The sequence below is a fragment of the Roseofilum acuticapitatum BLCC-M154 genome, assembly GCF_030068475.1.
Taxonomy (GTDB): Bacteria; Cyanobacteriota; Cyanobacteriia; order Cyanobacteriales; family Desertifilaceae; genus Roseofilum; species Roseofilum acuticapitatum.
Window position 1 is genome coordinate 43,322 of record NZ_JAQOSP010000052.1, and the last position, 26,867, is coordinate 70,188.

Sequence of the window (26,867 nt, forward strand, 5' to 3'; positions counted from 1 at the left end):
TCCCCATACTTTTTTTTGAACCGTTGTTAAAATCTCTCTTTAATTTTTTCCGTTTATTAGTTTTTTATAAACCTTTATGGCTGTTTTACATCCTCAAAATAGCTGGGATCTCAATGCCAAGATTCCTTTGAAATTGTTGCTAATTATCCCGTTTGTTCTTCAGATTGTCATGATAGTCGGTTTAACGGGATGGTTTTCTGTACGCTATGGCAAAAAAGCAGTCAATGAAGTAGCCAGCCACTTACGCTATGAAGTCAGTCAACGAATCGATCAAAAACTCTCTGAATATCTGACTATTCCCCATCAAGTCAATCAAGCAACTCTAGATGTCGTGGAATTAGGATATTTACAGATCGACAATTTTCCCCAACTCCAAAAGCATTTTCTCAAACAAATCCAACGGTTCGATCCCATTGATTCCGTATTTTTTGGTAGCGAACAAAATGAATTTATAGGGATTTCCCGTGGGACAGACCAGGAAAAACAACTTATGATCGCGGGAAAAGCCACGGGTGGTAGTATTCAATTTTACTTACTTGACCAAAATATTCCGGTTCAATTGCTCGGCGAAACCCCCAATTTTCCCATCCGCGATCGCCCCTGGTATCAAGCCGCCCTGCAAACAGAAGGAGAAGTATGGGGGCCGATCTTTACCTATCATGCCTATCCTCGCATGGCTATCCCCGCCAGTGTTGCGATTCGCGATGATGCAGGCAACTTGATTGGAGTCTTAGGTAATAACTTTTTTCTGACCCAAATCAGTGAGTTTCTCGCCACCCTCAAAATCGGAGAATCCGGGCAAACCTTCATTCTAGAGCGCTCCGGAGCATTAGTGGCCAGTTCCACCTTACCCCAACCCTTTGCGATCGAAAATGGAATCGCCCAACGCATTCAGGGCCGCCAATGCAAAGATCCCATCATTCAAGCCACCACCAATCATTTATTAAATACTCTAGGCTCATTAGAGCAAATCCAACAAGCCCAACAACTCGACTTTTATATCCAGAAAGACCATCAATTTGTGCAAGTTATGCCCTATCAAGATGACTATGGTCTCGATTGGCTGATTGTGGTCGTCGTTCCTGAATCCGACTTTACAGCCCAAATAGAAGCCAATACGCACAACACCATAGTATTATGTGCCATTTCCCTGATGGTAGCGATCGCCATAGGGATACTCACCGCCGATTGGATTACCCGCCCCATTTTAACCCTAGCAGCAGTCAGCGAAGCCATTGCCCAAGGAAAACTTGATACCCTTGCCTCCCCTAAAGGATACCCCATTAAAATAACCAGCATTCGAGAAATAGAGCAGCTCTCCAACTCCTTCAAGCAAATGGCTCGACAGCTTCAAGACTCCTTCAACACTCTAGAACAGCGAGTTCAAGAGCGCACCCTCGAACTCGAAGAAGCCAAACAAACAGCCGAACAAGCCAATCAAGCCAAAAGTCAATTCCTGGCCAACATGAGTCATGAACTCAGAACCCCCCTCAATGCCATTATTGGGTTTACTCAACTCATGTTGCGCCAGTGTCGTCAAAACCCTCAACAAAGCGAGCATCTCAATATCATTCATCGTGCCAGCGAATACCTACTCGGACTGATTAACGAAGTCCTAGAAATGTCCAAAATAGAAGCCGGTCATCAGCAACTGAATGCCAACGACTTTGACCTCAAACATCTGGTCGAAACCGTACAAGAATTATTTGCCCTCAGAGCCAGACTCAAAGCCATTGCCCTAGAAATCGACCTCGATCCCAGTCTGCCCTCTTACATCCGCACTGATGAAGGCAAACTGCGCCAAGTCCTCATCAACCTTCTGAGTAATGCAATTAAATTTACCTGTGAAGGTTCGGTTATCCTACGGGTAAAACCCGGCAATAGCCCCCATCAACTCCACTTTGAAGTCGAAGATACAGGTATCGGCATTGAGCCAGAAGAACTCTCTAGCCTATTTATCCCCTTTGTCCAAACCCAGTCCGGGCGCAGCTCCCAACAGGGAACTGGATTGGGTCTGACGGTTACCCATCAGTTTGTTGGATTGATGGGAGGGCAGATAACCGCTATCAGTCGCGGATATCAATTTACTCCAGCGTTTACCCAAGCCAACAACCCACTCCAACCGGTTCCTATGGCTAACTCGCCCATCGGAACCCGATTTGAGTTTGAGATTACGGTCGAATTAGTAGAAAATCTTAGTATTGAGCGTAGCGATCCCTCTCAGAGGGTCATCGGCTTAGTTCCGGGTCAACCGACCTATCGAATTTTAGTGGTTGACGATCGCTGGAGTAATCGGCAACTCTTATTACAATTACTCGGCCCCTTGGGATTTGAGGTGCAAGAGGCTGAAAATGGTCAAGAGGCCATTGATGTCTGGGAAAATTGGCAACCCCACTTAATTTGGATGGATATGCGAATGCCTGTCATGGATGGTTATGGGGCAACTGAGTATATTAAAAAACATATTCATGGCCAAGCTACTGTCATCATTGCCCTAACGGCCAGCGTATTTGAGGAAGAAAAAGCCTTAGTTCTCTCTTCTGGATGCGATGATTTTGTGCGGAAACCCTTCCGAGAGTCAGTGATTTTAGAGAAAATGAAGCATTATCTTGGGGTGGATTATGTGTATGAGACCTTGGAAGAAGTCCCCGACGTTTTTAGAGAGTCAGCAGAAATTCATCCTTTCCAATTGTCCATGATGCCCGATACATGGCTGGAGCAATTGCAGTATTTTGCCGCAGGAGCCGATGGCGAGCAAATTTTGCAACTCCTTGAGCATCTGTCAGCAGAACAGATACAGTTGCGTGAAACCCTAGCCAGTTGTGTTAATCAGTTTAAGTTTGAAGAGCTGGTAGAAATTTCTCAAGAAGCATTGCGACTCAATAATCAAGTATCGAGAACTTAGGTAGGGGAAAATGAAGCGGGGGAAAAGACAAGGACATATAGGGTTACAGGTGCTGGGGTGGTCTTCCAGTCTGCTCCTGATTTTAGGGTTGGCTGTTGCACTGCAATGCTTACCGGTTAAGTCATCTTCTGGTAAAGAGCGCCCATTGAGTCCATTGGAAACCGGTTTTGAGTGTCATCTTTGCTTAGTTCTAAGTAGTCTAGTCACAATCGTCACTGGAAGTCTGATCGCGGGCTATGGTTATCTCCGACTCCAGCGACAGAAGATCAAGGTTCAAAAAAATCTCTTAGAGTTATTAATACTACATACTCCAGGGGCGATCGCCATTTTCGATCGTCAGATGCACTATCTCCAGGTCTCCCAGCAATGGCTGGAGATGTATAACTTACAAGAAACAGACATCATCGGCAAGTCCCACTACGAAGTCTTTCCAGACATTCCCCAACACTGGAAAGACATTCATCAATATTGTTTAACCGGGCAAATCCAAGAGTGTGAAGAAGACCCCTTTTATCGGGCTGATGGCTCTCTCGATTGGGTTAGTTGGAAAATTCACCCTTGGTATACTTATTCTGGAGCAGTTGGCGGTATTATTCTCTTTACACAAGTGCTAACCCCCTACAAAAAAACCACAGAGCAACTGCGGGAAGTCGAAGCTCGATGGGAAACCCTAATTAACAGTACCTCCGATGGCATGATGATTGTTGACCAAGAGGGAAAAGTCTTATTTGCCAATCCATCAGCCGAGAGCATTCTCCACAAACCCCTGTCTGAATTAATCGATTATCCCTTGGGATTGCCCATGGTGGTTGGACAAACGGCAGAAATCGAAATTACCCATGGGGGAGAAGTATTAGGAGTGAGTGAAATTAGTGTCGCTCCGGTGCAATGGGATGGAGTAGAAGCCTTAGTGGTATCTTTGCGGGACATTAGTGAACGGCGACAGGCTCAGTTAAATTTATGGGAGCGGGACGAGCGATTACAAGCTATTTTTGACCAAGCTGCCGTGGGAATTGCCTTCGGTCTTCCTTCAGGACAATTGGTACAGGTGAATCAACGGTATTGTCAATTATCAGGATACACCGAAGCTGAGTTGCTTACCATGACCTTTCGTCAATTGACTCATCCAGAGGACTTGGCAATTGAGGAAGCTTATGTTCAAGACCTCTTAAGCGGTAATAGTCAGACCTATAACCTCGAAAAGCGCTATCTCCGCAAAGATGGACAAGTGCAATGGGTGTATTTAGCGGTTTCAATTATACGAGATTGGATGGGAGAACCTACTCAGTTTATTGGCATTATTTCTGATATTCAGGAGCGCAAGCAAATGGAAGTGGCGCTGCAACAGGCAAATCAGGAGAGGGAAAAGGAAATTCAACGGCAGCTAAAGCAGCAAGCCGAGACTGAGCGGGCAGTAGATACAGTCGTGGATAAAACCAGGGCATTTCTAGATGTGGATACGATTTTTAGCACCGTGACTTATGAGGCCAGACAGTTATTGAAGTGCGATCGCACCGTTGTCTATCGGTTTAATTCTGATTGGAGCGGCCAATTTGTAGCCGAGTCATTAGGGCAAGATCAGCGCTCATTCGTGAAACTTCCTTATGCTTATCAAGAGTTTACTGAACACCTAAGCGATTGTTTTTTAAAGATACAGATAAAGCAAAACAATATATCAGAAATTTATGTAGCCAATGATATTTTTTCTCGTGGGTTTCCATCCTGTTATTTACGATTTTTTCAGCGCCATCAAATTCGATCTTATTTAATTGCACCCATTTTACAAGGCGATCGATTTTGGGGCTTGTTAGCCGCTTATCAGACTGCTTATCCTCGCTCTTGGAAGCCCTGGGAAATCAAGGCAATGATCCGCTTAGGCAAACAACTAGGAATTGCCATCAAGCAAGCAGAATCTGTTCATGAGATTGAGCAAAAATCCCAACAGATTATTCAAGCCTTACATGCTAAAGCTCAGATGCAACAAGCTAAAGAAGCGGCGGATGCAGCAAATCAGGCGAAAAGTGAGTTTTTAGCTAACATGAGTCATGAACTACGCACTCCCTTAAATGCTATTTTGGGCTTTACTCAATTGCTCTCGCGATCGGCTGTAGCTAGTGAACAAAAAGAATTTTTGAGCATTATTAAAAACTCAGGCAGTCATTTGTTATCTTTGATCAATGATATTTTGGATTTATCTAAGATAGAATCCGGTAAACTATCGATTAATAGGAAGGATTTTGATTTATATGAAATGCTTTTAAGACTCAGGAAAATGTTTAGCATAAAAGCCTATCAGAAAGGATTAATAATGGAAGTTCATTGGGCAGAAAATGTACCGAAATGGATTGATGGAGATGAAGGAAGATTAAGTCAAGTTTTAATCAATCTCTTAAATAATGCTATTAAATTCACTTCCGAGGGTCAAGTTAAATTGAAGGTGAGTAAAAATTCAAATAACCAGCGATTATGTTTTGAAGTTGAAGACACGGGGCCAGGAATTCCCGCCAAAGAAAGATACAGAATTTTTGAGCCATTTGTACAAACCAGTTTAGGTCGTCGGTCAGGAGAAGGAACCGGTTTAGGATTGTCCATTAGCCAGAAATTCGTGCAATTAATGGGCGGGAAAATTTATGTGAGTTGTCCCAGTTCTGGGGGCGCTCGTTTTTGGTTTGATTTACCTTTTGAGGAGGTTGAGCCAACGGAAGTTGCGCCTTCACCCGATCCTTTACCCGTCATCGGTTTGGTTCCGGGTCAACCGACCTATCGTATTCTGATCGCTGAAGATGTATGGGAAATGCGACAATTATTAGTGAAGTTACTCAGTTCTGTTGGCTTTGAGGTACGCGAAGCGTGCAATGGACAGGAAGCAGTTGAGGTATGCGAGTCTTGGAAACCCCATTTAATTTGGATAGATATGAAAATATCGGCGATCGATGGATGTAGTGTCATACAGATGATTCGTCAATCTTTGGGGAATCACGAGATCATCATTATTGGGTTAATGAGCCATCCCGTTACTGATGAAGGGGGCGATCGCTCTTTTGAGTGTGATGATTGGATTGTGAAGCCATTCCAAGAGAGCGCTATTTTTGAGACAATAGCAAAGTATCTCGGAGTTCGTTATCTTTATGGGCCCATAGACAGTGTAAGCACCCTTACCAATGTTCACCCCAGTTTACCGGAGAATCTATTGGAGGAGAGTAATCTTAAGGGAATTCCTGAAGATTGGGCGATCGAACTTTATCATTGTGCTGCGGGAGCTGATGCAGACGGGGTTTATCAACTCTTAGCTCAATTGCCAGAAGAGTATGGAGCAGTGAAGAAGGCGATCGCGAGTTTAGTCGATCGGTTTTGTTTTGATCGAATTATGAAAATAGCTCAGTGTAATTTTAACCATGAATAGCCTTGGTCAAACTTCCTCTAAGGGGAATTTATTAATTGTCGATGATACTCTCAATAATTTACGTCTGTTATCCAATAGCTTGATCGAAGAAGGCTATAAAGTACGAGGGGTGACTAATGGTCAAATGGCTATTACTGCGGCTAAAACTATTCCTCCAGATTTAATTTTATTAGATATAAAAATGCCGGACATGGATGGCTATCAAGTCTGTCAACATCTCAAGTCCGATCCTCTCACTAAGGATATTCCAGTTATTTTCTTAAGCGCTTTAGATGATGTCATTGATAAAGTCAAAGCCTTTGAAGTAGGGGGAATTGATTATATCACTAAACCCTTTCATCTTGAAGAAGTGATTGCCCGCATAGAAAATCAACTAGCCCTGACGAAAGCTAAGGCAGAAATCACTAAACTCAATAGTGAGCTAGAACAGCGCGTGCAAGTGCGAACAGAGCAACTGCAAGAAATGAATCAAAAATTAATTAGTGCTAATAAAAAATTAGAGTGTGAAATCTCAGAGCGACAGAAAATTCAGCAAAAGTTGCTCCATATGGCATCCCATGATGCGCTCACTGGCTTACCGAACCGAGTCTGGTTTATGGATTGTCTGATTCAAGCTTTGGAGCGGTTTAAATTAGATCAAACTTATAAGTTTGCTATTTTATTTATGGATTGCGATCGCTTTAAGATGGTTAATGACTCTTTAGGTCATTTAGTCGGCGATCATGTACTGATTTCCGTTGCCCGTCGCTTACAATCTTGTTTGCGCTCTAGTGAGGTTTTAGCTCGGTTTGGCGGTGATGAATTTGCTATTATGATGGATAACATTGAAGATGTTAAAATTGCTATTAATCTGGCACAAAAAATTCAAAATTCTTTGACTTGGCCATTTCATTGGAATCAACAAGAAATTTTCTTAAATGCCAGCATTGGGATTGTTTTTAGTACCCCTGACTATCAAGAACCGGAGCAACTTCTCCGGGATGCAGATATTGCTATGTATCGCGCTAAAGGTAGCCATAAAAGCTATCAAGTATTTGATGCTTTTATGCGTCAAAATACTCAAAAGAGATTTCAGATCGAAACGGATTTAAGATTGGCGATCGAGAATCAAGAATTTGTGCTTTACTATCAGCCGATTATTTCTATAAAAACTGGCTATATTTCTGGGTTTGAAGCATTGATTCGTTGGCAACATCCCCAACAGGGATTTATTTCACCTGCTGCTTTTATTCCCATTGCTGAAGAAACGGGTTTAATTGTCCCTATTGGGTTATGGGTATTACAAGAAGCTTGTACTCAGTTTCAGTATTGGCGCAAACAAGGCTGGATTAATTCAGAGGTTAAAATGAGTGTCAATTTGTCAGTCAAGCAATTTAATCAATCGACGTTAATCGATCAAATCGATCGCATTTTATTGAGGACAACATTTGATAGCAAAAATTTGAAGCTTGAGATTACTGAAAGTGCGATTATGGATAATCCAGAATTAGCCAATAATGCCCTTGACAAGCTTAAGCAACGCTCGATTCAGCTCAGTATTGATGATTTTGGTACGGGCTATTCTTCTTTAAGTTATTTACACCGTTTTCCAATCGATACCCTAAAAATCGATCGTTCATTTATCAGTCGAATGGGAGAGCAAGGAGAAAATGCAGAAATTGTAGAAGCGATTATTACCTTAGCTCATCATTTAAATATTACGGTGACGGGTGAAGGTGTAGAAACGGCTTCTCAACTGGCTCAACTCTCTAAAATGGGGTGTGAAGAAGTACAAGGCTATTTTATGTCTAAGCCCTTAGATGGGGAAGCTATGGGAGAGTTATTAGCTAAAGTTCCCCATTGGCCAGTTTGATCGCCCTAATGATCGTACTCTTTGATATGGTTAAATTCCTGTTTTTGTCCAGAGAACTGATCGTAAAGGGCACGATGCTGTAAGAGTCCGTATTCGTCGGTGCGAGTTTCGTATTGTTTGACCCAATCAACTAAAACCTGAAGCATGGTTTGCTGGTCTTCGGGAGAGGCAAATTTTTCGGGTTCCCAAGGTCGTTGATAACAGTGTTGAATACAGGTTTCGATGCCTGGATTGAGAAAGCGGAGTTCGGTACAGTAGGGTAGGGCGGCTTCGATGAGATCGCCATAGCAGCCTTCAATGACCCATTCTGGATGGTTTTGAATAAAGGAGAGCAAAAGGGCGATGCTTTCTTCTAGGGGTTTGCGTTCTGGCCCTGGATTCCAGGCTATTTCATCTAAGGAGAGACGGGGAATGGGCCGATCGCCGATTAAGCGACGGGACATGGTGCTTTTTCCTGCCCCCGCATTACCGAGAAGGATGATTTTCATTCTTCTACTTGCCAAAGTTCTTTGGTAAAGTCCTCATCTAAGATGCGATGGGGACGTAGAATTAAGACCAGTTGTCCTAAGATGGGACGATCGGGTTCGGTTTCCGACCATTGTAGCTCTAGTTGACCGTCTATTTCCACAAGAAAATAGCGATCGCTATCCCATTCTCGTTGATGGCGATCGACTAACATTAAAAGGGTTTCTGAACGCTCTGAGATGGATTGGGGCAATTGGTCACTGTTGCCTAATAGGGCAACGGGATCGCCCATTCCCCGAATCATTGCCCATCCGGGAACCGCAACAAAGGCGGATGCGCCCTCGCTACGAACGACTCCAAAGGGGTCGAGGGGTTCAATAAAGGGTACGGCCTTCCAGTCATCCAGGGTAAGGGGAAGTTGACCGACAACGGGAATGACGCGGGGAGATTCATCGGCTGATTCTAGGCGATAAACGGGTAATCTGGGGGCTGTTTTTTGGGCAATGACGGTAAAATCGGTGAGGAGATGTTCTAGGTTTTGGCGAGCTGAGGCACTGTGGGCGTAACGTAGACCTTTGGCAATTAGACGCGATCGCTCTTGAATATCTTTGTGTTCGCGGGCACTTTTCCAACATTGATAGGCCATAATATCACCGGGATGTTGGGAAAATCCTTGAGCCGGGGAACTGCGGGAGAAGTCTTTGATTGCTTTGGCTAGTTCATGGGCTTGATCGGCATCCAGGTTACGGTCTAGGCTAAATTCAGCAGCAGCGACCCGTTGGGGTTGGGTGAGAATACGGAATTCGTAGAGGATATCTGAGCCTTTCTGATAAAAGTGCGATCGCACGGTTTCGTTGATTTCAGCTTTGGTTAAGCTGGTATAGACTTGGGCGGCAACCATGACCTGATTTTGTTGTACGGGTTCAAATCCGGTTTCTTCAAAAATGCGATCGGGTTTATATCCCGCCTTTTGTAGTTGGCTACAGGCCTGTCCCCACTCTACCCATGTGCCTTGTTTGCGGCGCAGTTGTAGGAGCAGGGCATCTGCATCAATGGGTTCTGCATGGGGAGCTGAATAGGGGGAATAACTCATAGCCGTGACTGTTCACTCAAAGATCTTGTCATTACTTTATCGCTTTCTGGGGGGCGATCGGCTCAAGTTGAAGAATTTTTTTGGATTGAGGGCTTGACAAAGTATCGGCGATCGAGGCATATTGATAAATGGACTTCAGGGGCTATAGCTCAGTTGGTAGAGCACCTCAATGGCATTGAGGGGGTCACCGGTTCGAGTCCGGTTAGCTCCATCCCCATCCTATAAGGATTTCGAGGATTGCCCCTGTCCCCTTGGTTTTGGCTTGTCCCAGATTTGTACTAATATCGGCACAAAACTGGGCTTGATCTGGGTAGATTGTCCCCAGATTTAGGCGATCGCCTTTGTCCCAGTTTTGTACAATGTGGACACAATCATTTGTCGGTTACATCCTTGATTTCTGCTGTCTCCTCCGGATGGCGGCCGTAAGGCATGTTTTTCTCTTTATTCTTGATAGAAGAGTTTTTCTCTACCGGGGACACTAGCCCGCTTTCCACCACCTTCCGAAACTTACGGAAATCCTTCAGCCCTTATGGGCTTTCCAATTCCCAGTGATAGAGTCCACTTGAAATCCCAGGGCAGTCCCCCCAGCATAGTCGTACGTTACCTCTTTCCCATAGATGTGGCTGTAACCAGTGCTTGACCCAGCTCCTATCCACCGATCTTCAATGCTTGTCAAAACATACCCCGGTAGTTCCCGGTAAGGATTCAACTTCTGACATAGACAGCTCTCCACTCCCTGAGAGCATTTTTTCTTTTATTGCTTCAATGTCAGGGGGAAATTCCTTTTTGGCTCCATCTCCCGTCGGTAAAGCGCCGGCGCTTTCTATGTCTTTCTCTGCTTCTCCTGGATTTGTCCAGGGGAGGGGGATTTTGGGGCGGGGGACGTTAGACCCGGTTAGGTCGTTGAATTGGTCAATTGGGCGGGCGAGATCTTCTATTATGTCTGGAGGAGAACTCCAGTAGTCATTATAGACCCGGCTCGATTTATCAACGAGACACCGAAAATTGGGATACAATCAAACAAGTCGCCATAGGGCATTGGGAGACTTTAAACGGACGTGGAGACGCAAGTAAGACTACTATCGCCTGCGGCGACGCTGGGCGAACGGTAGCATCAGTCGGTGAAGCGTCGAGAATCACCGCTCCTTTAGGACGGTGAGTATGTCAACCTAGCCGGTAGTGTTTTAGCCAGCAAACAGGATGGATATTCCAGAGGTTCTCGCCCTAGATTTTGATGGGGTATTGTGTGATGGATTGGTTGAGTATTTTCAAACGGCTTGGCAAACCTATACTCAGGTTTGGAAGGTTTCTGACTCTGCCCCACTGCCAGGAATGGCAGAAGGATTCTATCGCCTACGGCCGGTGATTGAAACGGGTTGGGAAATGCCGGTATTAATTCGGGCAATGGTGGAGGGAATTTCAGAGGAGGAAATTTTAAGCAGTTGGCGCGGAATATGCCAGCAAATTATGGCTAGAGATGGACTGAAGGCTGGGGAAATTATGGATGGGGTTGATGGTAGACGCGATCGCCAAATCCAAAGGAACCGCTCAGAGTGGTTGTCTCTGCATCGATTTTATCCGGGTATTGCGCCCCAACTGCGATCGCTGCTGGCAAACCCAGATCTGGAACTGGTGATTATTACCACCAAAGAAGCTCGGTTTGTCCAGGAATTGCTACAAATGGAAACTATCGACTTTCCTGGCGATCGCATCATCGGCAAAAGCAGCAAATGTCCCAAAACCGAAACTCTGCTCACCTTCAACCCCGCAGAAAAACGGATTTGGTTCGTCGAAGATCGGTGGAAAACCCTGCTCTCTGTGGCTCAACATCCCCAATTAACCACCGTGAAACTCTTCTTGGCTACCTGGGGTTACAATACACCTGCCGAAAAACAAGCCGCCAGCATCCATCCTCGCATTCAGTCCCTATCCTTAGAAACCTTTAGCCAACCCTTAAACCAGTGGCTATTAGCGGAGAGTTAGAAACCCAGTTTATAAATTTAATCAGGGGCTTGGGTCTAGCTCTTTCTCAAGGCTTTCTACTATTTCTAGTTTAAGCTAAAAGTAGGAGATTATAAGGAAACCTATTGATGACTACAGAGCGCTGGGATGATGAGCGGTTAGACCGTTTAGGAGATCGGATCGAGAGACTGATCGATATGGCTGAAAGGCACGATCGCCTGATTGAAGTTTTAGCTAATGCCTCCACAGAAGCTAAGGCAGATCTCGATCGACACGATCGCCTGATTGAAAGTAATGCTCGTGTGATTGAAGCTTTAGCTAATGCCTCCACACAAACTAGGACGGATGTCGATCGACACGATCGCCTAATTGAAAGTAATGCTCGTATCATTCAAGCTCTAGCTAATGCCGCAGCAGAGGCAGGAGAGGAGCGGCAGCAACTCTTTCAAAGAATGGATCAACGACAAGAAGAGATTCGGGGACTGCAAACGGAGAATCGCCGCATCCTGGATATCCTGCTCAATCAACAGAATCAGGAAGTTGATTCTACCGATGAGTGATATCGCCCATTTTTGATTTTTAATTGATGTCATGCTCGACTTTAATAAACTCGCCCGTCAGATGGAAGGCATCAGCCAGCATCTGCAAGACGAAGCCACCGCTACTCAGAAACGCCTCAACCGGGCTAGAGAAACCTTAGCTCAAGCGGGCGATCGCCTTGATGAGTTAATCTCGTCCTATGAGCAATGGTCGAGTCACTTTAGCTTTAATGCTGCCTTTCCCATCGAACCCTTAGATACAGTCGTTGATATTCAGAGCGCCGAGCCAGTCCATACCGTGATCTCTACCGACGGCTCTCAGATGGCTCCCTCCCACCATGAAATTGCCTATTGCTATCTGATTAATACGGGACGAGTCGTTTTACACTATGGCCAAAATCTTGCCCCTCTTCTCGATAGTCTCCCTGAAGCCTTTTATCGCCCAGAAGATCTTTATGTCTCTCGCCAATGGGGAATTCGCACGGATGAATGGATGGCTTATCGGCGCACGGTATCGGAGGCGGTGGTATTGGCGGAATTGGGGGTAAGTGTCGCTTCTGAAGAGGGGGGAAAATTGCCCAAACTGGCGATGGTGGATGGTTCTCTGATTTATTGGCATTTAGATCCCCTACCGGTTGAGGCTCGCGATCGCATTTTGCCCCCCATTTTAGAGGCTTGGGAAACCCTCCAACAGCATCGTATTCCCCTGGTGGGGTATCTGAGTTCTTCCCGCAGTGGTGAGGCGCTGAATTTTCTCCGTCTTGCCCATTGTCCTTATCCTGAACCCAATTGTGGGAGTCATTGCGGTGGACAAACGGATAAGGCTCCTTGTCAAGTTTTACAGCCTCTGCGGGATAGTTCGGTTTGGGGAAGTTTGCTGCAACCGTCACAGCGTAGTGGATTGTGGCGCTCTTCGGCACGAATTTTAGAGCAGTATCGAGAACAAGTCGTGTATTTTTGTTATCTCCATGTGGGGGCAGAGATTGCCCGTGTGGAGGTTCCCGAATGGGTGGTTAAAGACGCTCAGTTGTTGGAGCAAGCCTTAAGTGTGACTCTCTCTCAAGTGGCTAAAGGCTATGGTTATCCGGTAGCCTTGGCGGAAGCTCATAATCAAGCCGTGGTGCGAGGAGGCGATCGCCATCGTTTTTTTGTTTTGTTGGAGCAACAGATGATTAAGTCCGGTTTGAAAAATATTGGGACATCCTATAAAGAAGCGCGTAAGCGGGGTTCGATCGCCTAAATTAGGATCAAAACTCTGGCTCTTCGCTTAAGGTTTCAATCATCAGATCCATTTGCGATCGCTTTTGAGCAAGAAATCGTTCACATTCTTTGAGATATTCTACCGCCAGAGTAAATTGATCGAAGACTTCAGCTAAGTCCAGATCTCCGGTTTCCATTTGACTGATAATGGCTTCGACTTGGGCAACCGTTTCTTCATAGTTCCACTCCGGTTGTGCTGTAGAGTTACGTTTGGAAGATTTAGGCATAATAAACCTGAAGGGTTGAGGAGAGGGTGAATAGGGGGACAGGGAACCGGGAGAGAGTAGGTTGTTAAAGGTGAAAAGGTTGCTCTATTGGGGCCGTCACGCCTATAAATAGCTTAGGATGCTTAATGCCTTTGAATAGGTAATAGGGAATACACTCCTAAGTTCCTAAGCTAGATCCCTGACCCAGGGTTTCTATAATTTTGACTTTGACTTTACCTTCACCCAACTCAATCGATAACTCCTGTTCTGATTTTAGGGAACTGACAGAGCGGATAATTTCCCCATTTTCGCTACGGACGAGAGCATATCCCCGTTTTAAGACATTATGAGGATCGAGGGTGGCTAGTTTTTGGCGCAAATAGTCACATTTTTGGGTTTGTTGTTGCAAGGTTTGTAGAGTCAGTTGAATCAGTTGACGGCGCTTCCAGTCTAGGGTTTGCTCTTCTCGTGCAATTTGGCGATCGGGTTGTAGACGACGCAGACGATTTTGCAGGAGGTTCAGTTGATGTTGATGTTGGTTGAAGGAGTTTTGAGTGACATCGATCAGGGTTAGAGTGCGCTCTTGATGTTCGTTCTCTAGGGTAGAGAGTTCGGGGACGGCACGATCTGCCGCAGCAGTTGGGGTATGAACATGGAGATCGGCGGCTAAGTCGGCGAGGGATTCGTCGCGCTGGTGACCGATGCCGGAGATAATGGGAATGGAACAGTTGGCGATCGCCTTGACCACTCGTTCATCATTAAATGCGGCTAAATCTTCCGTTGCTCCTCCACCTCTGGCGATAATCATCACTTCGGCTCGACCATCGGTTTCTACCCGTTGAATGGCTTTGATAATGGAATTGGGGGATTGCTCACCTTGTACTAGAGCAGGAGAAAAGAGGACATGCAAGCCGGGATAACGGCGTTTGAGGGTACGTTGAATATCTCCCCAGGCGGCGGCTTGAGGTGAGGTAATCACGGCGACAATTTGGGGATGGGAAGGAATGGGTTGTTTGCGATCGCTATCAAAATAGCCTTCCTCTGCTAGGCGATCGCGCAATTGCCGATAGCGCAGCGCTTGTAATCCCTCTCCCCCTGGAAGCACTTGATTAACCATTAATTGATATTGGCCCCTAGGGGGATAGATTCGCAGGGTTCCCAACACCACAATTTTAGCACCCGCAGTCGGTTGAGTCATCAGTCGAGATAGGGCAGAGTTCCAGACTACACAATTTAGACTGGCTTTTGCTTCTGGGTCTTGTAGGGTGAAAAATAATCCACTATTGTATTGACTAGCGCTGGAGACTTCACCCGTAATCCAAATTTGCTGAAGCTGTTCATCACCTTCCAAGCGCATTTGTAAATATCGAGTGAATTCACTCACAGACAGCGCTCTTTCAGGCACTAATAAATTGGGTAAAGGAAAACTCATTATCTTTGTTTTAAGCGAAGTTTAAGAGAAGCTAGGTGTTCTTTTTACAAGATAACAGATAGTAAACTTTTCTTTACTTTATGGGAACGTGGACAGCCTAATGTAGGACTATACCCCCAAGCTTCGGGGAGTTTGTCAATCTTCGGCGCTCTGTTTTGGGTTTTCGATTACGGGGTTTAAAATGTCGCACAACTGTTGATAATAGCGATTGGCATAGTACCAGCGAGGATTGGTTTTTAAGTTAACCGATTGGAGTTTGGTTCCCAGTTCATGGACGACTTGGGTGAGGCTCTTAAGTTGCTCTTGATACTCTTCTCGCTCGGCAATCAGGTGTTCAATGGTGGCTTGGAGTTCTTGATTAATTTTGAGGCTCTGGCTCTGTTGCTGCCAGAGTTGTTCGCGATCGAGTTTTAGTTTTTGGTTATCTTGCCAGAGTTGCTCTAACTGTTGCTGTAGGTCTTCGATTTCTAGAAGGAGTTGATAGTATAAGGCTTGATTGAATTTGGGTTTGCGAGTTTGCACAATGGGATCTGCTGGTGCTTCGGATTCAGGGGGTAAGGTGGGGAGGATCATTTGAGGGTCTGGACATAACCATTGGACGGCTTCGATGAGTTTGGCGGTGTTGAGGTGCTTGGTTTTTCCTAATTCATGTTGTTTGAAAATGCCGCCGATACATTTGGAGGCATACCAAGAGCGATCGGAGCGTAAATAACAAGTGATCCGATAAATGACTGAATAGTTTAAGGGTTGCCAATGGAGGTGAAATTTGAATTTTTTGTGCTGGAGTATCCAAGCTGCAAATTCTGGGCTACCCACCTCTAAACCCGAATCAGATTGAGCTTTGCTTTCGCTTCTAGAACGAGGGTTAAGGTGACAGGTAATGAGGGGATAGGCGTTCATGGTGATGGCTGGAGCTAGAGATTAAAGAGGGTTTTCATCCGAGATTTAATTTGCTGTAAGAGGTCGGTTTCTCCATCTTCGAGTAGACCATATTCTGCGAGCAGTTGTTTGCGTTCTTGGAGTTCAATTTGGTGACGATGGAGATCTTGGGCAATTTGTTCGGCCATTTGGGGATATTGGTGGAGGACTTTGCCAAAGTTGGGGCGATTGATGGAGAAGAGGATGGTTTCTTCGATCGCGATCGCCGTTGCAGTTCGATTTCCCCCAAGCATGAGAGCCAGTTCTCCAAAGGATTTTCCCGCCGTGAGGGTGACTAAGGGCTTATTGATTTTCTCAACAAAGATGCGAACTGAACCGGTAAGGATGATATAAAACTCATCTCCGGGTTCGTTTTCCCGACAGATATAGTCTCCGACATGAAAGCGTTTAATCTTGCCCTCCATGACTAACTGCCCTAACTGTTCAGCCGTGAGGTGTTGATAGTAGGGGACTTGGGCGAGAAGTTGGGGGAGATGGGGGTGGTAGTCATAAACAGCGCGAATACAGGAGGCTTTTTTCTGCCATTTTTTCAAAGCCGTGAGTTCATAGGGGTTTTCTTTGGATTGACCAATCTGAAAATTGAGGAGGTTGAGTTGTTCTTGGAGGCTTTGTTGGCGATCGCCCGTTTCCAGCGCCATATCGACAAACACTCTAGCTAATTCCCCCACCTCATCCTCACGTTGAGTTAAATTCTCTAGGGTTTGCGGAGCAAACGATTGGGATTTAATGTCATCCGCCGCTTGACTAAATTGAAAAATGGGTTGTAGAATCCAGCGACTGACCCCTAAACCCACTCCTACAGCAGCACACAAAATCACGATTTCTAAAAGCAGAGTAATCCGAGCTTGAAGTTGTACTTGCTTCATGAAATCTGATTCAGGAATAATGACTATAATCAGCCAATCTAAGCCGAGCTGATCTCGAAATGTTTTAACTTGAAAAAAGTTTTTTTTCCTTTGCCAGCGAAACGATGAATTCAGGGTACTGTCCACTTCAGAAAAGCTGCCAAATTCTGCTAATAAGTTTTCGGCGATCGCCCCAATTAACGGATTTTCAGTCGCGGCCATATTTAAGCGATTAGCATGACTCTCTAATTCTGCAACGACTTGAGGATTAGAACTGGCAATTAATAAGCCTTCGCGATCGATAATTAAAGCTTGTCCCGTCTTACCAATCGTTAAAGTTTGCAGAAACTCATTAATCTGCCGAAACAGCAGATCGACCCCCAAAACCCCCCTAACTTCTCCTTGAGCATCCTTCACCACTTGTGCCACAGTAATCCCTAATTCTTGGGTATCAAAATCTCGATAAACATTACTCCAAATCGGTTGATCGGAGTTCAGAGCTGCTTGATACCAAGGGCGAAGACGCGGATCGTGATTTGAGGTTTGCTGAACGATTTCAGTGGCTTTGCCATCCGGAGTGGTTGCATAAGTCATTAAATTAGAATTAGTAGATTTTCCAGCTCTTGTAATTCCTACTTCTCCTGATTCAAGAAGCGTTCCACCTCTAAATTCACCTTCAGGATTAGCAAAGTATAGATGGGTAACACCCTCAAACATTTGAATTTGCTGCCAAAAGTAAGATTCTAAGCCGCCTAAATTATCAGGATTCAGAGTGCCTAAGTCAATACTTTCAAGATTGAGTTGATTGATGCTATGGGGAACAGACAAATAATCCCGAAGTTTATCGTCCACATGATCCGTTATAGTATGGGCTAACTCAATAGAAACAAGATTAATATTTTTCCGGTTTTTTTGAAATCGAACGACCGCAATTAATCCTACCATCAAAACAGATGGTGCAACAATCATAATCGGCAAACGATATTTAATAGATAGTCCTTTAATCATTTTTCTTGATCGTGTTACTTTGGCGAATTTGCCGAGATTTTTCTTTTAAGTAGTCCCAGTAGCTTAAAGTTATTTCAGGAGATTTATGTTCTTCCTCAGAATCCGTGATTTTGGTTTTATAGGTGCTTAAGTTTTCTATTCTTTTTTCCAAGTTGCTTTGCTGCTCTTGAATCAACAAGACCATTTCTTCAAAGACACGACTAAAGTGACCAATTTCATCATTCCGTTTGACTAAACCAGCAATTTTGTTAGGATTAAATTTTTGAGATTTGATTTGTCTTGCAGTTTTATTTAACTGCAAGAGTGGAGATACAACCAATTGATGCATACTCCATCCAGCGAAAATGCTACCAATAATCGCAGTCAAAAACAAAAAAAATAGAATCGAATTTTTATCGGCAGAATTAAAGACATCCGACTCTGACAAAATGATAATCGCAATCCAGTGTAGATCCCAATCATTTTCGATCGGTTCAACCCAAGTAAAATATTTGTGATTATCATGCCAAAAAACAAACTGTTTTGCTTCCTGAATGAGACTCGTATCACTAAATTGGTTAATCAATCTGTTTCCAACTTCTTGAATGATAGGATCTGGACTTTCCGCAATCATCCAATGAGTTTCTGATTCTGGATCGAGTATGGTTAAAGGATCGGGATCGGAACTGGCAATCAATTGACCATTGTCTTGAATAATTAATACTTTTGCTGCTTTACTAATCGATACATCTCGAAGAAATTCATGGAGCGTATTGAGAAAGTAGTCAACACCAAAAACTCCAACTAAATTTCCTTGTCGATCTCGTACTGCTTGAGCTGCGGTAATTGCTAATTGGCGAGTCGTAAAATCTGGATAGACTGGACTCCAAACCAGATTGTTGGCTTTTTCTGCTTTTTGATACCAAGGTTGATGGGTAGCATGAAATACTGGATTTTTGCTGATGATTTGACCCCGTTTACCTTCCCGATTAAGCGTATAACTCGTTAATTCATGATTTGTTTCTTTGCCCGCATAAGATTGTGTAATTTGTCCGCTATCATTAAGTTTAACGCCAATAAAATCTCCATTTACATCCCCAAAATAAATATTATTTATGGATGTAAATAGTCGAACTTTATTATACAATATAAGTGTTAAATTTTGTGGATTATTATATATGGATGGATTAGATCGATAATGATTTAAGCTCAGTTCATAGATAATCTCAGGTTGCCGCAGATTCATGTGGATATTACTTTCAATTTGGTTGACCGATTCCCGAATCCAATATTGGGAGAGTTCATCTACTGTTTTACGCTCATTATAATTAGCTAAAATCCAAGTAAATGTTAATGTTGCCATTAACGGAGTTACCGTTAATATAGGAATTATTTTTTTGAGAGAAACCATAAATAAACCTGTGTTACTTATTATTTATTTCTAATACATTGAGCTTTACGTTTTAGGGCTTTGAAGTAAGCCATTTCTAATTCCTGAGCTTGATTTAAATTAGCACCTTGCATTCTAAGTTTCCGTACTTGCTCGGCTAAATTTTGCTGGCGAGAATCAACTACTTTAATCATCTCATCAAATCCCCGTGCTAATTGTCCAATTTCGTCTCCTCGACGACTGACTTTCTCTAAATCTTGAGATTTTACAGTTAAGCTTCCCTCGGTCACTTGATTAACATTTTTGGCGATTATTAAAATAGGTTGAGTCACTTTGCGGGATAAAATATAGACAACCAACAGCAAAATAGCGGAAACCAAACACCCCCACAGGAGTAAATTTTTGGCAATGGTTCCCGACACTTGAAAAGCTTCTTCTCGTGTGATTTCTACTAAAATTGCTAAGTTTTTATCTTCTAGCCATCGGTAACTTCCAATCACTTCTACTTGTTGGTGATTAGTATAAAAATCAAGACCATCTTGACCCGACATGACAGCATCAATTCCTGCGCTTCGTATCCATTGATCGGCTAAGTCTGTGTTTTGGGTGTCTACAAAGCGATTTTCTTGTCCCTGTTTGCGGATTAAATAGGCTTCATCGGTTTCTCCTAGTCCAGTCGCTTCTTGCATGATTTCATGGATTTTTTCTAGGGATAAATCAACGGATAAAACCCCTATTCTTTCCCCTCGATCGTTGAGTAAGGGGGTTGCGAATGTCATGGCTGTTTCTCTGGTTACTGGAGAAGTGTATAAGGTAGGGCGAACAGTCGTTAAGTTTTCTTTTGTAAAGTAAGTAACGGTATTTCCCAACGGTTGATAGTTTCCTTCTTCTTCTCCTTGAGTGGAGATAGAGACAATGCCGCTATTGGTGGAGATGGATAAGGATTGAATCGTATTTTCGGTTTCTAAAATGGTGTTAAAGTAATTTTTCAGCACTTGATAGGATTGCCGATCGCTGGTATTGAGATAGTTTTGATAGGAGTTCACAATGGTGGGAGTTTGTGAAATTAATAAGATGGTTTTATGCTGTTGGGAAAACCAGTTATCAATCTGATTTTCTTTGATGGAGATCACGACTTCCATTTGACTGGTAATGGATTTTTTGAGCAGCTCAACGGATTGATAATAAATGACGATCGCCAATCCCACTACGGTAACTAGGGACAAGAGAGAAAAATATCCTACATGCTGGATCAGTAAACTATTATGCCAACGTTTCATTCGGGTTGCCTCATGATGTCTTTTCCTTCTTGTCCTCTGAACCTACTGTTGCAGTTGGGTTAAGTGTCTTCTGCGCCAGGCAAAATGCAAGAGATTAATCCCCAGTTCTTGGGCGTTGCGGATTTTTTCTCTGGGTAATTCTAGACCACTATCGAGTCCCCAAGCTAAGGATAAATCACCGATCGCCAAAACCACCCCTCCCCAATTAAACAACCGTACTGGATTTTGCTGAATTTTGGGTAAGGCGCTAAATAAAAAGGGTTGGGTTTTCAGGGGATGCCAGGGGGATAACTGCCCTAAATGAGCGCCTGACATGCCTAGATTAAGGGCGAATTGTTCGATGGAGCTACAAATTTCTTCAATTTGGCGAGTGAGTTCTTCTTCACAGGCGGCTAATTCTTCGTTTAACTGGGTTTTTACGTCTTGTAACTCAGCCGTATCGCCAATATCGGCGATCGCCTCTAACAGTTCCTGCTGTACAAAAGTTAACTCGTCTACTTGGGTTTCGTCTTCCAATAGCTCAATGAAGATAACCCCCCCTAATCCTAAATAGGCTCGTAAACTGGCCTGTTGAGCTTCATTGGTATTCAGGGCTTGCTCATAGCTTAAATAGATTAAATCATAGTGTTGCCAAGCTAATCCCTGACGAGCAGCCGTTGCTTCCCAGGACTCTTCTACCCCTTCGGAGGTCTCTGTATTGCTCCAAGTTACCCCAGCGACTCCCTCAATGCCTCGCATTCCTGGATCGAGGGCTAAGAATGCTTGTAGTAAACAGGATAAATTAGAAGCGGTCAGGCGATCGCCTCCATTTCCCCCCTGCATATAAGCCACCTGTACCATTCCTTGGGGCCGTACTCCCACAGTAGAACGATAGCGGTGATCTAACTGATTCATCTGGGGGGCAAAGACATCTGTTGATGGGGATAACTGCACCGTTCCGGGAGAGAGCCGCAACCGACATAATTCCACCTCTAAACCCGATGGAGCTGTGGTTTTCTCATCAATGCGGAAGGTTTCCGCCACCCATTCCGCCTCAGATCTGCGCTGTAGGGTTTCCGGATCGACATAACTGAGAACCAAATACACGGTAACCGGGGTTTCTTTGGGGGTGAGAGCAATGCGAAAGGCGATCGCCTCATCGACAATAATCGGATTCCCCATGCGATCGATCGCCATCCCCCGTTGCACCTCCACCCAGCGTCCATCCCGATACTGAGCCGCAATGCTATCAGGAGCAGAAATCACCCGCACCCCCAAACCATAGACAATTCCCGGTTGATGGAGCGCCTGATAATACAAATTTTGGCGCTGTCGATGGTAATCATGGGCCCGTTGCCAACGATAAGCATTTAACAGCAAACCATCCTGAACAACCAACCGTTCTAGAGGAACAGGGTAGGGAAACTCTGTACCGCTTCCCGAATCAGCAGATAAAGTCACAAGCCTTATTTAATCCTCATCTGTAACAGACAGTATGACCATAAAACTGTCATCTTTAGACAAAAATTAAAATTTAATTAACTTTTCCCAAAAGAACCCATTACCGATTACCCAATATACAACTCATAGGTACAAAACGCCGGTTTTTGCCGCTCAATCACCTGACGCACCAAAGCCTCATCCACCGACCCCGGAGTATCCATGGTCAAATATACCCGAAAATGGAACGGTTGCCCGCCCCCCAAAAGGGCATCTTGTCCTAAAATCGAATTGCCCAAAACCAAGCCCTGGCTAAACGTTTCCAAAATGGCAATATGTTTATCTTCCTCCCGTTCCACCTCTTCATCTAGAGGTAAACCCGTAGCCAAATGTAAATACAATCGCAACCCTCTGCGAGTACCTCGCCAGCGATAAATCTCTAGGGCGCGGCGAATTAATAACCTCTGTTGATCTAAACTCAAATAAGACTGCAATTCCCAACCCACCCAATGGGCTAAAAACGGCAACATCGATTCAGGAGCCGTCAACGGATCGAGATAGGCCGATAAACTGCCCATCATCTGCACATCCGGGTTAAAGGTTTCCTCAATAATCTTCAAAAACCGCCCCACAAAATCCACTTCCCGATAGATTTGGGGCAAAAAGTCTAAATACTTAGATTGGGGACGCACATAAAAATTCAGATCCGCCACATCAATTAATTGGCTTGCCGTTCCCGGAACCGCCCCATACACCTGAAGTCGCCCACTATAATTAATCCGTAAACTCGAATGGTCTCTTAGGGCGAAAAACCCTTCAAAAAAATCATCCGGCGCTTGAAATTCCAGCACAATATCTTGGGTCGTTCCCGGAGCAATTTGAGAATATTCTTGTTCGCAAGAATACCAAGCTTGGGGGAAATTACCTTTAACTTCCAGGGTCACATCTAAGGGTTGTTCTCCAGGGTTCCCCAGCTTCACCATAACCTGACTGGGTTCTCCCGGAATCAGCAATAAAGGAATACCTTCGGGCGCTAAGGGGTCATTTTCGATTAATTCCGGGTCTGCATCCGGCAGACGCATGGGAATCACATCAAGATAAAGGGGACTAGAACGGGCAAGGGTCATGGCTTTGGGAGTTACACATTCAATCTCAACTATAGATCGCCTGTAGATAGGATTGTCATCCATACCTAAAAGGTAGGGGTGTCTCATCTTCCTTGCGGACATGAAACACCCCTACCACCGGTATTTTTAATCGACTAAGCTTTAGCTAAATTTTCAGCCACAAAATCCCAATTCACCAGACTATCTAAGAAAGTCGTCATATAATTGGGACGACTATTTTGATAGTCCAGATAATAAGCATGTTCCCAAACATCCATGGTTAACAGAGGAGTTTGTCCTTGAGTCATGGGGTTTTCAGCATTCGGAGTTTTGGTCACTTTCAAAGTACCATTGTCGAGTACCAGCCAAGCCCAACCACTACCAAATTGGGTTCCGCCAGCCGTTTTGAACTCTTCCTTAAACTTGTCAAAACTACCAAAATCTGCATTAATCTTATCAGCCAAAGCACCAGTAGGCGCACCACCCCCACCGGATTTCATACAATTCCAGTAGAAGGAATGATTCCAAGCTTGAGCTGCATTATTGAAAATACCAGCCTTCGACGGATCGCCAGCCGTTGCTTTAATCACTTCTTCAATGGATTTGCTTGCATATTCTGTACCGGCTGTCAAGTCATTATACTTGTTGACATAAGCCGCATGGTGCTTTCCATAATGGAATTCCAGCGTATTGGCTGAGATATGGGGCGCTAGAGCATCCTTTGCATAAGGTAATGCGGGTTGTTCGTATCCCATGGTGTCTTTCTTCTCCAAGTAGGTATTCTCAATGATTGAGTTTGGGTTTCACTTTAGAGCCATATTCAGTGTAAGTCTCTAAATCCATAGGCAATAGGCAGTGGGATCTACTTATTGCAGAGGGAAACCCTTGCAGACATAAATCTTTACATCTTTTTCCCAGTCTAACGCAAAACGGTAATCGAGTATAGGGGTACGGGCAGATGGGGGATGAGATGAGTTGTTACTCATTACCGATCACTTAATATGTAGTGTAAATCCTTGAAGTATTCTCCTTAGAGAACCTTGAGAGAGAAGAGCATTGATTGGCTTATTTTTCTAGGAAGATAGAGGGATCTCTGCCTCTAGGTTTCCTGCGTAATATTTCCTTTTTAACCTGAATTATATGCTAACTTATAACAGTAAGCATAGAGTTGCAATTTTTTATGCGTAACAAAGTTCTTGCGATTCTCCTCGCCTTCTTTTTTGGCTGGTTTGGTGTCCACAAGTTTTACCTCGGCCAAACCTTTCTTGCCGTTCTCTACCTCGTCTTCTGCTGGACTTTTATTCCAGCTTTCCTCTCTATCTTTGACTTTGTAGGTCTTCTGTTAACCTCTGATGAAGACTTCGATCGCCGCTTCAACGGTAGTAAACCAGGACTGCCCAGCCGCAAGCTTCAACAACGCATCCTCAAAATTTGTAAAGAATATCGAGGTGCAACCCTCAGTGATTGTGTTATGGAAACTGGAGCCGACATAGAAGAAGTTAAGGAAATCCTCAATCGCTTGGCCAAGCACGGACTCGTTAATGTTGAAAACCGCGACCATGACGGAGCTGTGATCTACAAAAACATATAGTGCTGATGTGCCGGTAATGGGTAATACTAAGTCCAGTTAGAGGATATAACCAGCGAGCAAGATGTTTTTCCTTTCCCTTCATAGGACTGGAGTGGGAGCGTCTCGCTCCCTAGATTCTTAATTAGGGTTGTCAAGCGGACTGGATATTACTTTTTCGGCAATCTCAGCAATTTTTCGCCAATATCTTCGTGGAGCAGCACATAGAAACAAGGAATCATAAATAAAGTTAAGAGGGTTGCCAAAGATAAACCCGAAAAAACCACCACACCCAAGGGTTGCAAGAATTCTCCCCCTTCTCCTGAACCTACAGCTAGGGGAAATAAGCCTAAAACTGTGGTAATGGTAGTCATTAAAATGGGGCGCAGTCGTTGGGGAGCCGCTCTTAATATGGCGCTACGATAATCTAGTCCGGATTCGGCGCGAATTTGATTGGCTAATTCGACCATGATAATCGCGTTATTGACGACAATGCCCACCAATAAAACACCGCCGACCAACACTGTGGCCCCGATCGCCGTTTCCGTGAGATACAATCCTAAAATTCCCCCTGCTAGAGCCAGGGGAACCGTAAGCATAATCACCAAGGGATCGATTAAAGAATTATACTGAACTGCCATGACCACAAACACCAAGAACGCCGCTAAACTGCCCAAAACGGCGATCGCCTCTTGCAGTTGTTGATTCGACTGGGCCGCCACCGAAGGCAGAACCCGCGCCCCTGGAGGCAGTTCCAAGTTCTCTAAAGCCGCATCCACTTGTGCGAGAGCATCACTTAAACTCGCCCCCTGACTCAAACTGCCCGTAATTAAAAAAACCGATCGCCCATTAATGCGCTGAATCTCTGCTGGCGCGGTTCCCTTATCCAAACGGGCTATATCTTGTAGACGAATGGGGCGGCTATTTTGTGAAAATAAAGGCATTTGTCGCAACTCATCCACACTCTGTAGAGCCTGTCGATCCAACTGTACCCGGATATCCACCAGCCGATTCCCCCGTTGCAGCCTTGTGGGAATCGTTCCCGATATAGCCGTTTCCAACGTTTCCCCTAACTCCTGTGCCGTCACCCCAAAATCCGCCATTCTTTCCCAGTCGGGACGGATTTGTACCTCCAGTTGGGAGGGGTCAGCATCTGGGCGAAATTGGGCTAAAGTCACCTTTTCATCCAACGCTTTCAGGACTTGGCGACCCGCCCCAGCCAGAATACTTGGATCTTCAACGCCATCGGGGCCAAGGGCCGCAGAAATGGCTAAATCAATATCACCCCGAACCGGGGAATTATTCAAGATTAAACCGCGCACCGAATCGGGAAATAAGCGCAAACGAATATTCACCAAATTCAGCTCATCCAGTTGACGTTGCACATTACCGATAAACGCCTTAATATTGCTCCCCGGTTTCAGGGTAATGTTACTACTCGATCGCAGCAAGTTTTCAATGGTGAGATTGGCAAACAAAAATCCGCCCGTAGTCGTAAAGGCATATTCAGTTTCCGGTTGATCGATCAAAATTTGATCCACCGCTTTCATCACTTTCTGGTTAGTTTCGAGATTGGTTCCCGGCGGAAATTGGGCAAATAATTGAGCTTGTCCGGTATTGATTTGGGGAAGCAGTTCCTGGGGAATTTCTGAAGCCAGGCGAACACTACCATAACCGAGAATCAACACCGCCAAGGCGATCGCCACAATTCGCAGTCGAATCACCCCCCTTAAAATCCGTCCATAGCCCCCTGTAATCAACAGGAATTGCTCGTTAAACCAGTGTAAGGGGCCCACCCTGTTCAAGCCGCTCGATCGCCGCACACGCAATAATCGGGAGGTGAGCATGGGAACCACGGTCAAGGCCACAATCATCGAGGCCGCGACGGAAAAGCTGATGGTGAGGATCAGTTCATTAAAGAGCAGGGAGAAGAAGCCGCCAATGAGGACAAAGGGTAAGACCGCAACTAGGTTAGTGGAGGTGGAGGCTAAGAGGGCAGATTCGAGTTGACTGGCGGCTTTTTGCGCTTCTAGGTAGGGTGAGATGGGCAGATCTCGATCCCCCCCAGCCCCCCTTGAAAAGGGGGGTTGTAGACTTAAAGTCCCCCTTTCTAAGGGGGATTTAGGGGGATCTAAAGGCAAAGTCCCCCTTTCTAAGGGGGATTTAGGGGGATCTAAAGGCAAAGTCCCCCTTTCTAAGGGGGATTTAGGGGGATCT

At 44.8% G+C, this 26,867-nt stretch carries 19 protein-coding genes and 1 tRNA gene; 8 read left to right on the forward strand and 12 right to left on the reverse strand.

Annotated features, from left to right (window positions below; translation table 11 throughout):
• Window positions 1–76 precede the first annotated feature (76 nt).
• From PMG71_RS07510 to PMG71_RS07520, 3 genes are read left to right on the forward strand one after another with little or no spacing between them, the layout of a single operon-like run.
• Window positions 77–2,905: an ATP-binding protein gene (locus tag PMG71_RS07510; protein WP_283753040.1), complete on the forward strand. Its 2,829-nt coding sequence runs from the start codon at window positions 77–79 to the stop codon at window positions 2,903–2,905.
• A gap of 10 nt (window positions 2,906–2,915) precedes the next feature.
• Window positions 2,916–6,308, forward strand: a complete 3,393-nt coding sequence (locus PMG71_RS07515) for a PAS domain S-box protein (protein WP_283753041.1) — start codon at window positions 2,916–2,918, stop codon at window positions 6,306–6,308.
• Window positions 6,301–8,160 carry a two-component system response regulator gene (locus PMG71_RS07520; protein WP_283753042.1) on the forward strand — a complete coding sequence of 620 codons (1,860 nt, stop codon included), beginning with the start codon at window positions 6,301–6,303 and terminating at the stop codon, window positions 8,158–8,160. Before PMG71_RS07515 ends, PMG71_RS07520 begins: the two co-directional genes overlap by 8 nt.
• A gap of 5 nt (window positions 8,161–8,165) precedes the next feature.
• Here PMG71_RS07520 and PMG71_RS07525 read toward each other — a convergent pair whose 3' ends face one another.
• Window positions 8,166–8,648 (reverse strand): P-loop NTPase family protein, encoded by a 483-nt coding sequence (locus tag PMG71_RS07525; protein ID WP_283753043.1) that lies wholly within the window; start codon window positions 8,646–8,648, stop codon window positions 8,166–8,168.
• Window positions 8,645–9,718, reverse strand: coding sequence for a RuBisCO accumulation factor 1 (locus tag PMG71_RS07530; protein WP_283753044.1), 1,074 nt, complete (start codon window positions 9,716–9,718; stop codon window positions 8,645–8,647). Before PMG71_RS07530 ends, PMG71_RS07525 begins: the two co-directional genes overlap by 4 nt.
• Before the next feature lie 138 nt (window positions 9,719–9,856).
• Here PMG71_RS07530 and PMG71_RS07535 point away from each other — a divergent pair.
• The 4 genes from PMG71_RS07535 (at window position 9,857) to PMG71_RS07550 (ending at window position 13,459) form a co-directional block, all read left to right on the forward strand.
• Window positions 9,857–9,929: transfer RNA gene (locus PMG71_RS07535), tRNA-Ala, on the forward strand.
• A 989-nt stretch (window positions 9,930–10,918) separates the two neighbouring features.
• Window positions 10,919–11,701, forward strand: coding sequence for an HAD family hydrolase (locus PMG71_RS07540; RefSeq protein WP_283753045.1), 783 nt, complete (start codon window positions 10,919–10,921; stop codon window positions 11,699–11,701).
• Window positions 11,702–11,808: 107 nt separating this feature from the next.
• Window positions 11,809–12,240, forward strand: a complete 432-nt coding sequence (locus PMG71_RS07545; RefSeq protein ID WP_283753046.1) for a hypothetical protein — start codon at window positions 11,809–11,811, stop codon at window positions 12,238–12,240.
• A 31-nt stretch (window positions 12,241–12,271) separates the two neighbouring features.
• Window positions 12,272–13,459, forward strand: a complete 1,188-nt coding sequence (locus PMG71_RS07550) for a DNA double-strand break repair nuclease NurA (RefSeq protein ID WP_283753047.1) — start codon at window positions 12,272–12,274, stop codon at window positions 13,457–13,459.
• A 7-nt stretch (window positions 13,460–13,466) separates the two neighbouring features.
• On the opposite strand, the gene xseB is transcribed toward PMG71_RS07550, so the two are convergent.
• From xseB to PMG71_RS07595, 9 genes are all read right to left on the reverse strand, one after another.
• The gene (xseB, locus tag PMG71_RS07555; RefSeq protein WP_283753048.1) at window positions 13,467–13,706 is read right to left on the reverse strand and encodes an exodeoxyribonuclease VII small subunit; all 240 of its coding nucleotides are present in this window, start codon (window positions 13,704–13,706) and stop codon (window positions 13,467–13,469) included.
• A 157-nt stretch (window positions 13,707–13,863) separates the two neighbouring features.
• Window positions 13,864–15,117 (reverse strand): exodeoxyribonuclease VII large subunit, encoded by a 1,254-nt coding sequence (gene xseA, locus PMG71_RS07560; RefSeq protein WP_283753049.1) that lies wholly within the window; start codon window positions 15,115–15,117, stop codon window positions 13,864–13,866.
• A 135-nt stretch (window positions 15,118–15,252) separates the two neighbouring features.
• Entirely contained in the window at window positions 15,253–16,017 is a 765-nt protein-coding gene (locus PMG71_RS07565) for a hypothetical protein (protein ID WP_283753050.1), read from the reverse strand.
• Window positions 16,018–16,031: 14 nt separating this feature from the next.
• Window positions 16,032–17,909, reverse strand: coding sequence for a cyclic nucleotide-binding domain-containing protein (locus tag PMG71_RS07570; RefSeq protein ID WP_283753051.1), 1,878 nt, complete (start codon window positions 17,907–17,909; stop codon window positions 16,032–16,034).
• The gene (locus tag PMG71_RS07575) at window positions 17,902–19,299 is read right to left on the reverse strand and encodes a PDC sensor domain-containing protein (RefSeq protein ID WP_283753052.1); all 1,398 of its coding nucleotides are present in this window, start codon (window positions 19,297–19,299) and stop codon (window positions 17,902–17,904) included. The genes PMG71_RS07570 and PMG71_RS07575 overlap by 8 nt, the downstream gene beginning before the upstream one ends.
• A gap of 20 nt (window positions 19,300–19,319) precedes the next feature.
• Complete coding sequence (locus PMG71_RS07580) at window positions 19,320–20,558, reverse strand: cache domain-containing sensor histidine kinase (protein WP_283753053.1); 1,239 nt, start codon at window positions 20,556–20,558, stop codon at window positions 19,320–19,322.
• Between the two features lie 42 nt (window positions 20,559–20,600).
• Entirely contained in the window at window positions 20,601–21,998 is a 1,398-nt protein-coding gene (locus tag PMG71_RS07585) for a DUF4159 domain-containing protein (RefSeq protein ID WP_283753054.1), read from the reverse strand.
• A gap of 107 nt (window positions 21,999–22,105) precedes the next feature.
• Window positions 22,106–23,104, reverse strand: coding sequence for a phage tail protein (locus tag PMG71_RS07590; protein WP_283753055.1), 999 nt, complete (start codon window positions 23,102–23,104; stop codon window positions 22,106–22,108).
• A 134-nt stretch (window positions 23,105–23,238) separates the two neighbouring features.
• Window positions 23,239–23,838 (reverse strand): superoxide dismutase, encoded by a 600-nt coding sequence (locus PMG71_RS07595; protein ID WP_283753056.1) that lies wholly within the window; start codon window positions 23,836–23,838, stop codon window positions 23,239–23,241.
• 425 nt (window positions 23,839–24,263) lie between these two features.
• Here PMG71_RS07595 and PMG71_RS07600 point away from each other — a divergent pair, with 425 nt between their 5' ends.
• A complete protein-coding gene (locus PMG71_RS07600; RefSeq protein ID WP_283753057.1) occupies window positions 24,264–24,674 on the forward strand; it encodes a TM2 domain-containing protein in 411 nt (136 codons plus the stop codon).
• Between the two features lie 146 nt (window positions 24,675–24,820).
• Here the strand turns inward: PMG71_RS07600 and PMG71_RS07605 are convergent.
• Window positions 24,821–26,867 (reverse strand): efflux RND transporter permease subunit (locus tag PMG71_RS07605; RefSeq protein ID WP_283753058.1); only part of this gene is annotated, 2,047 nt, incomplete at its 5' end.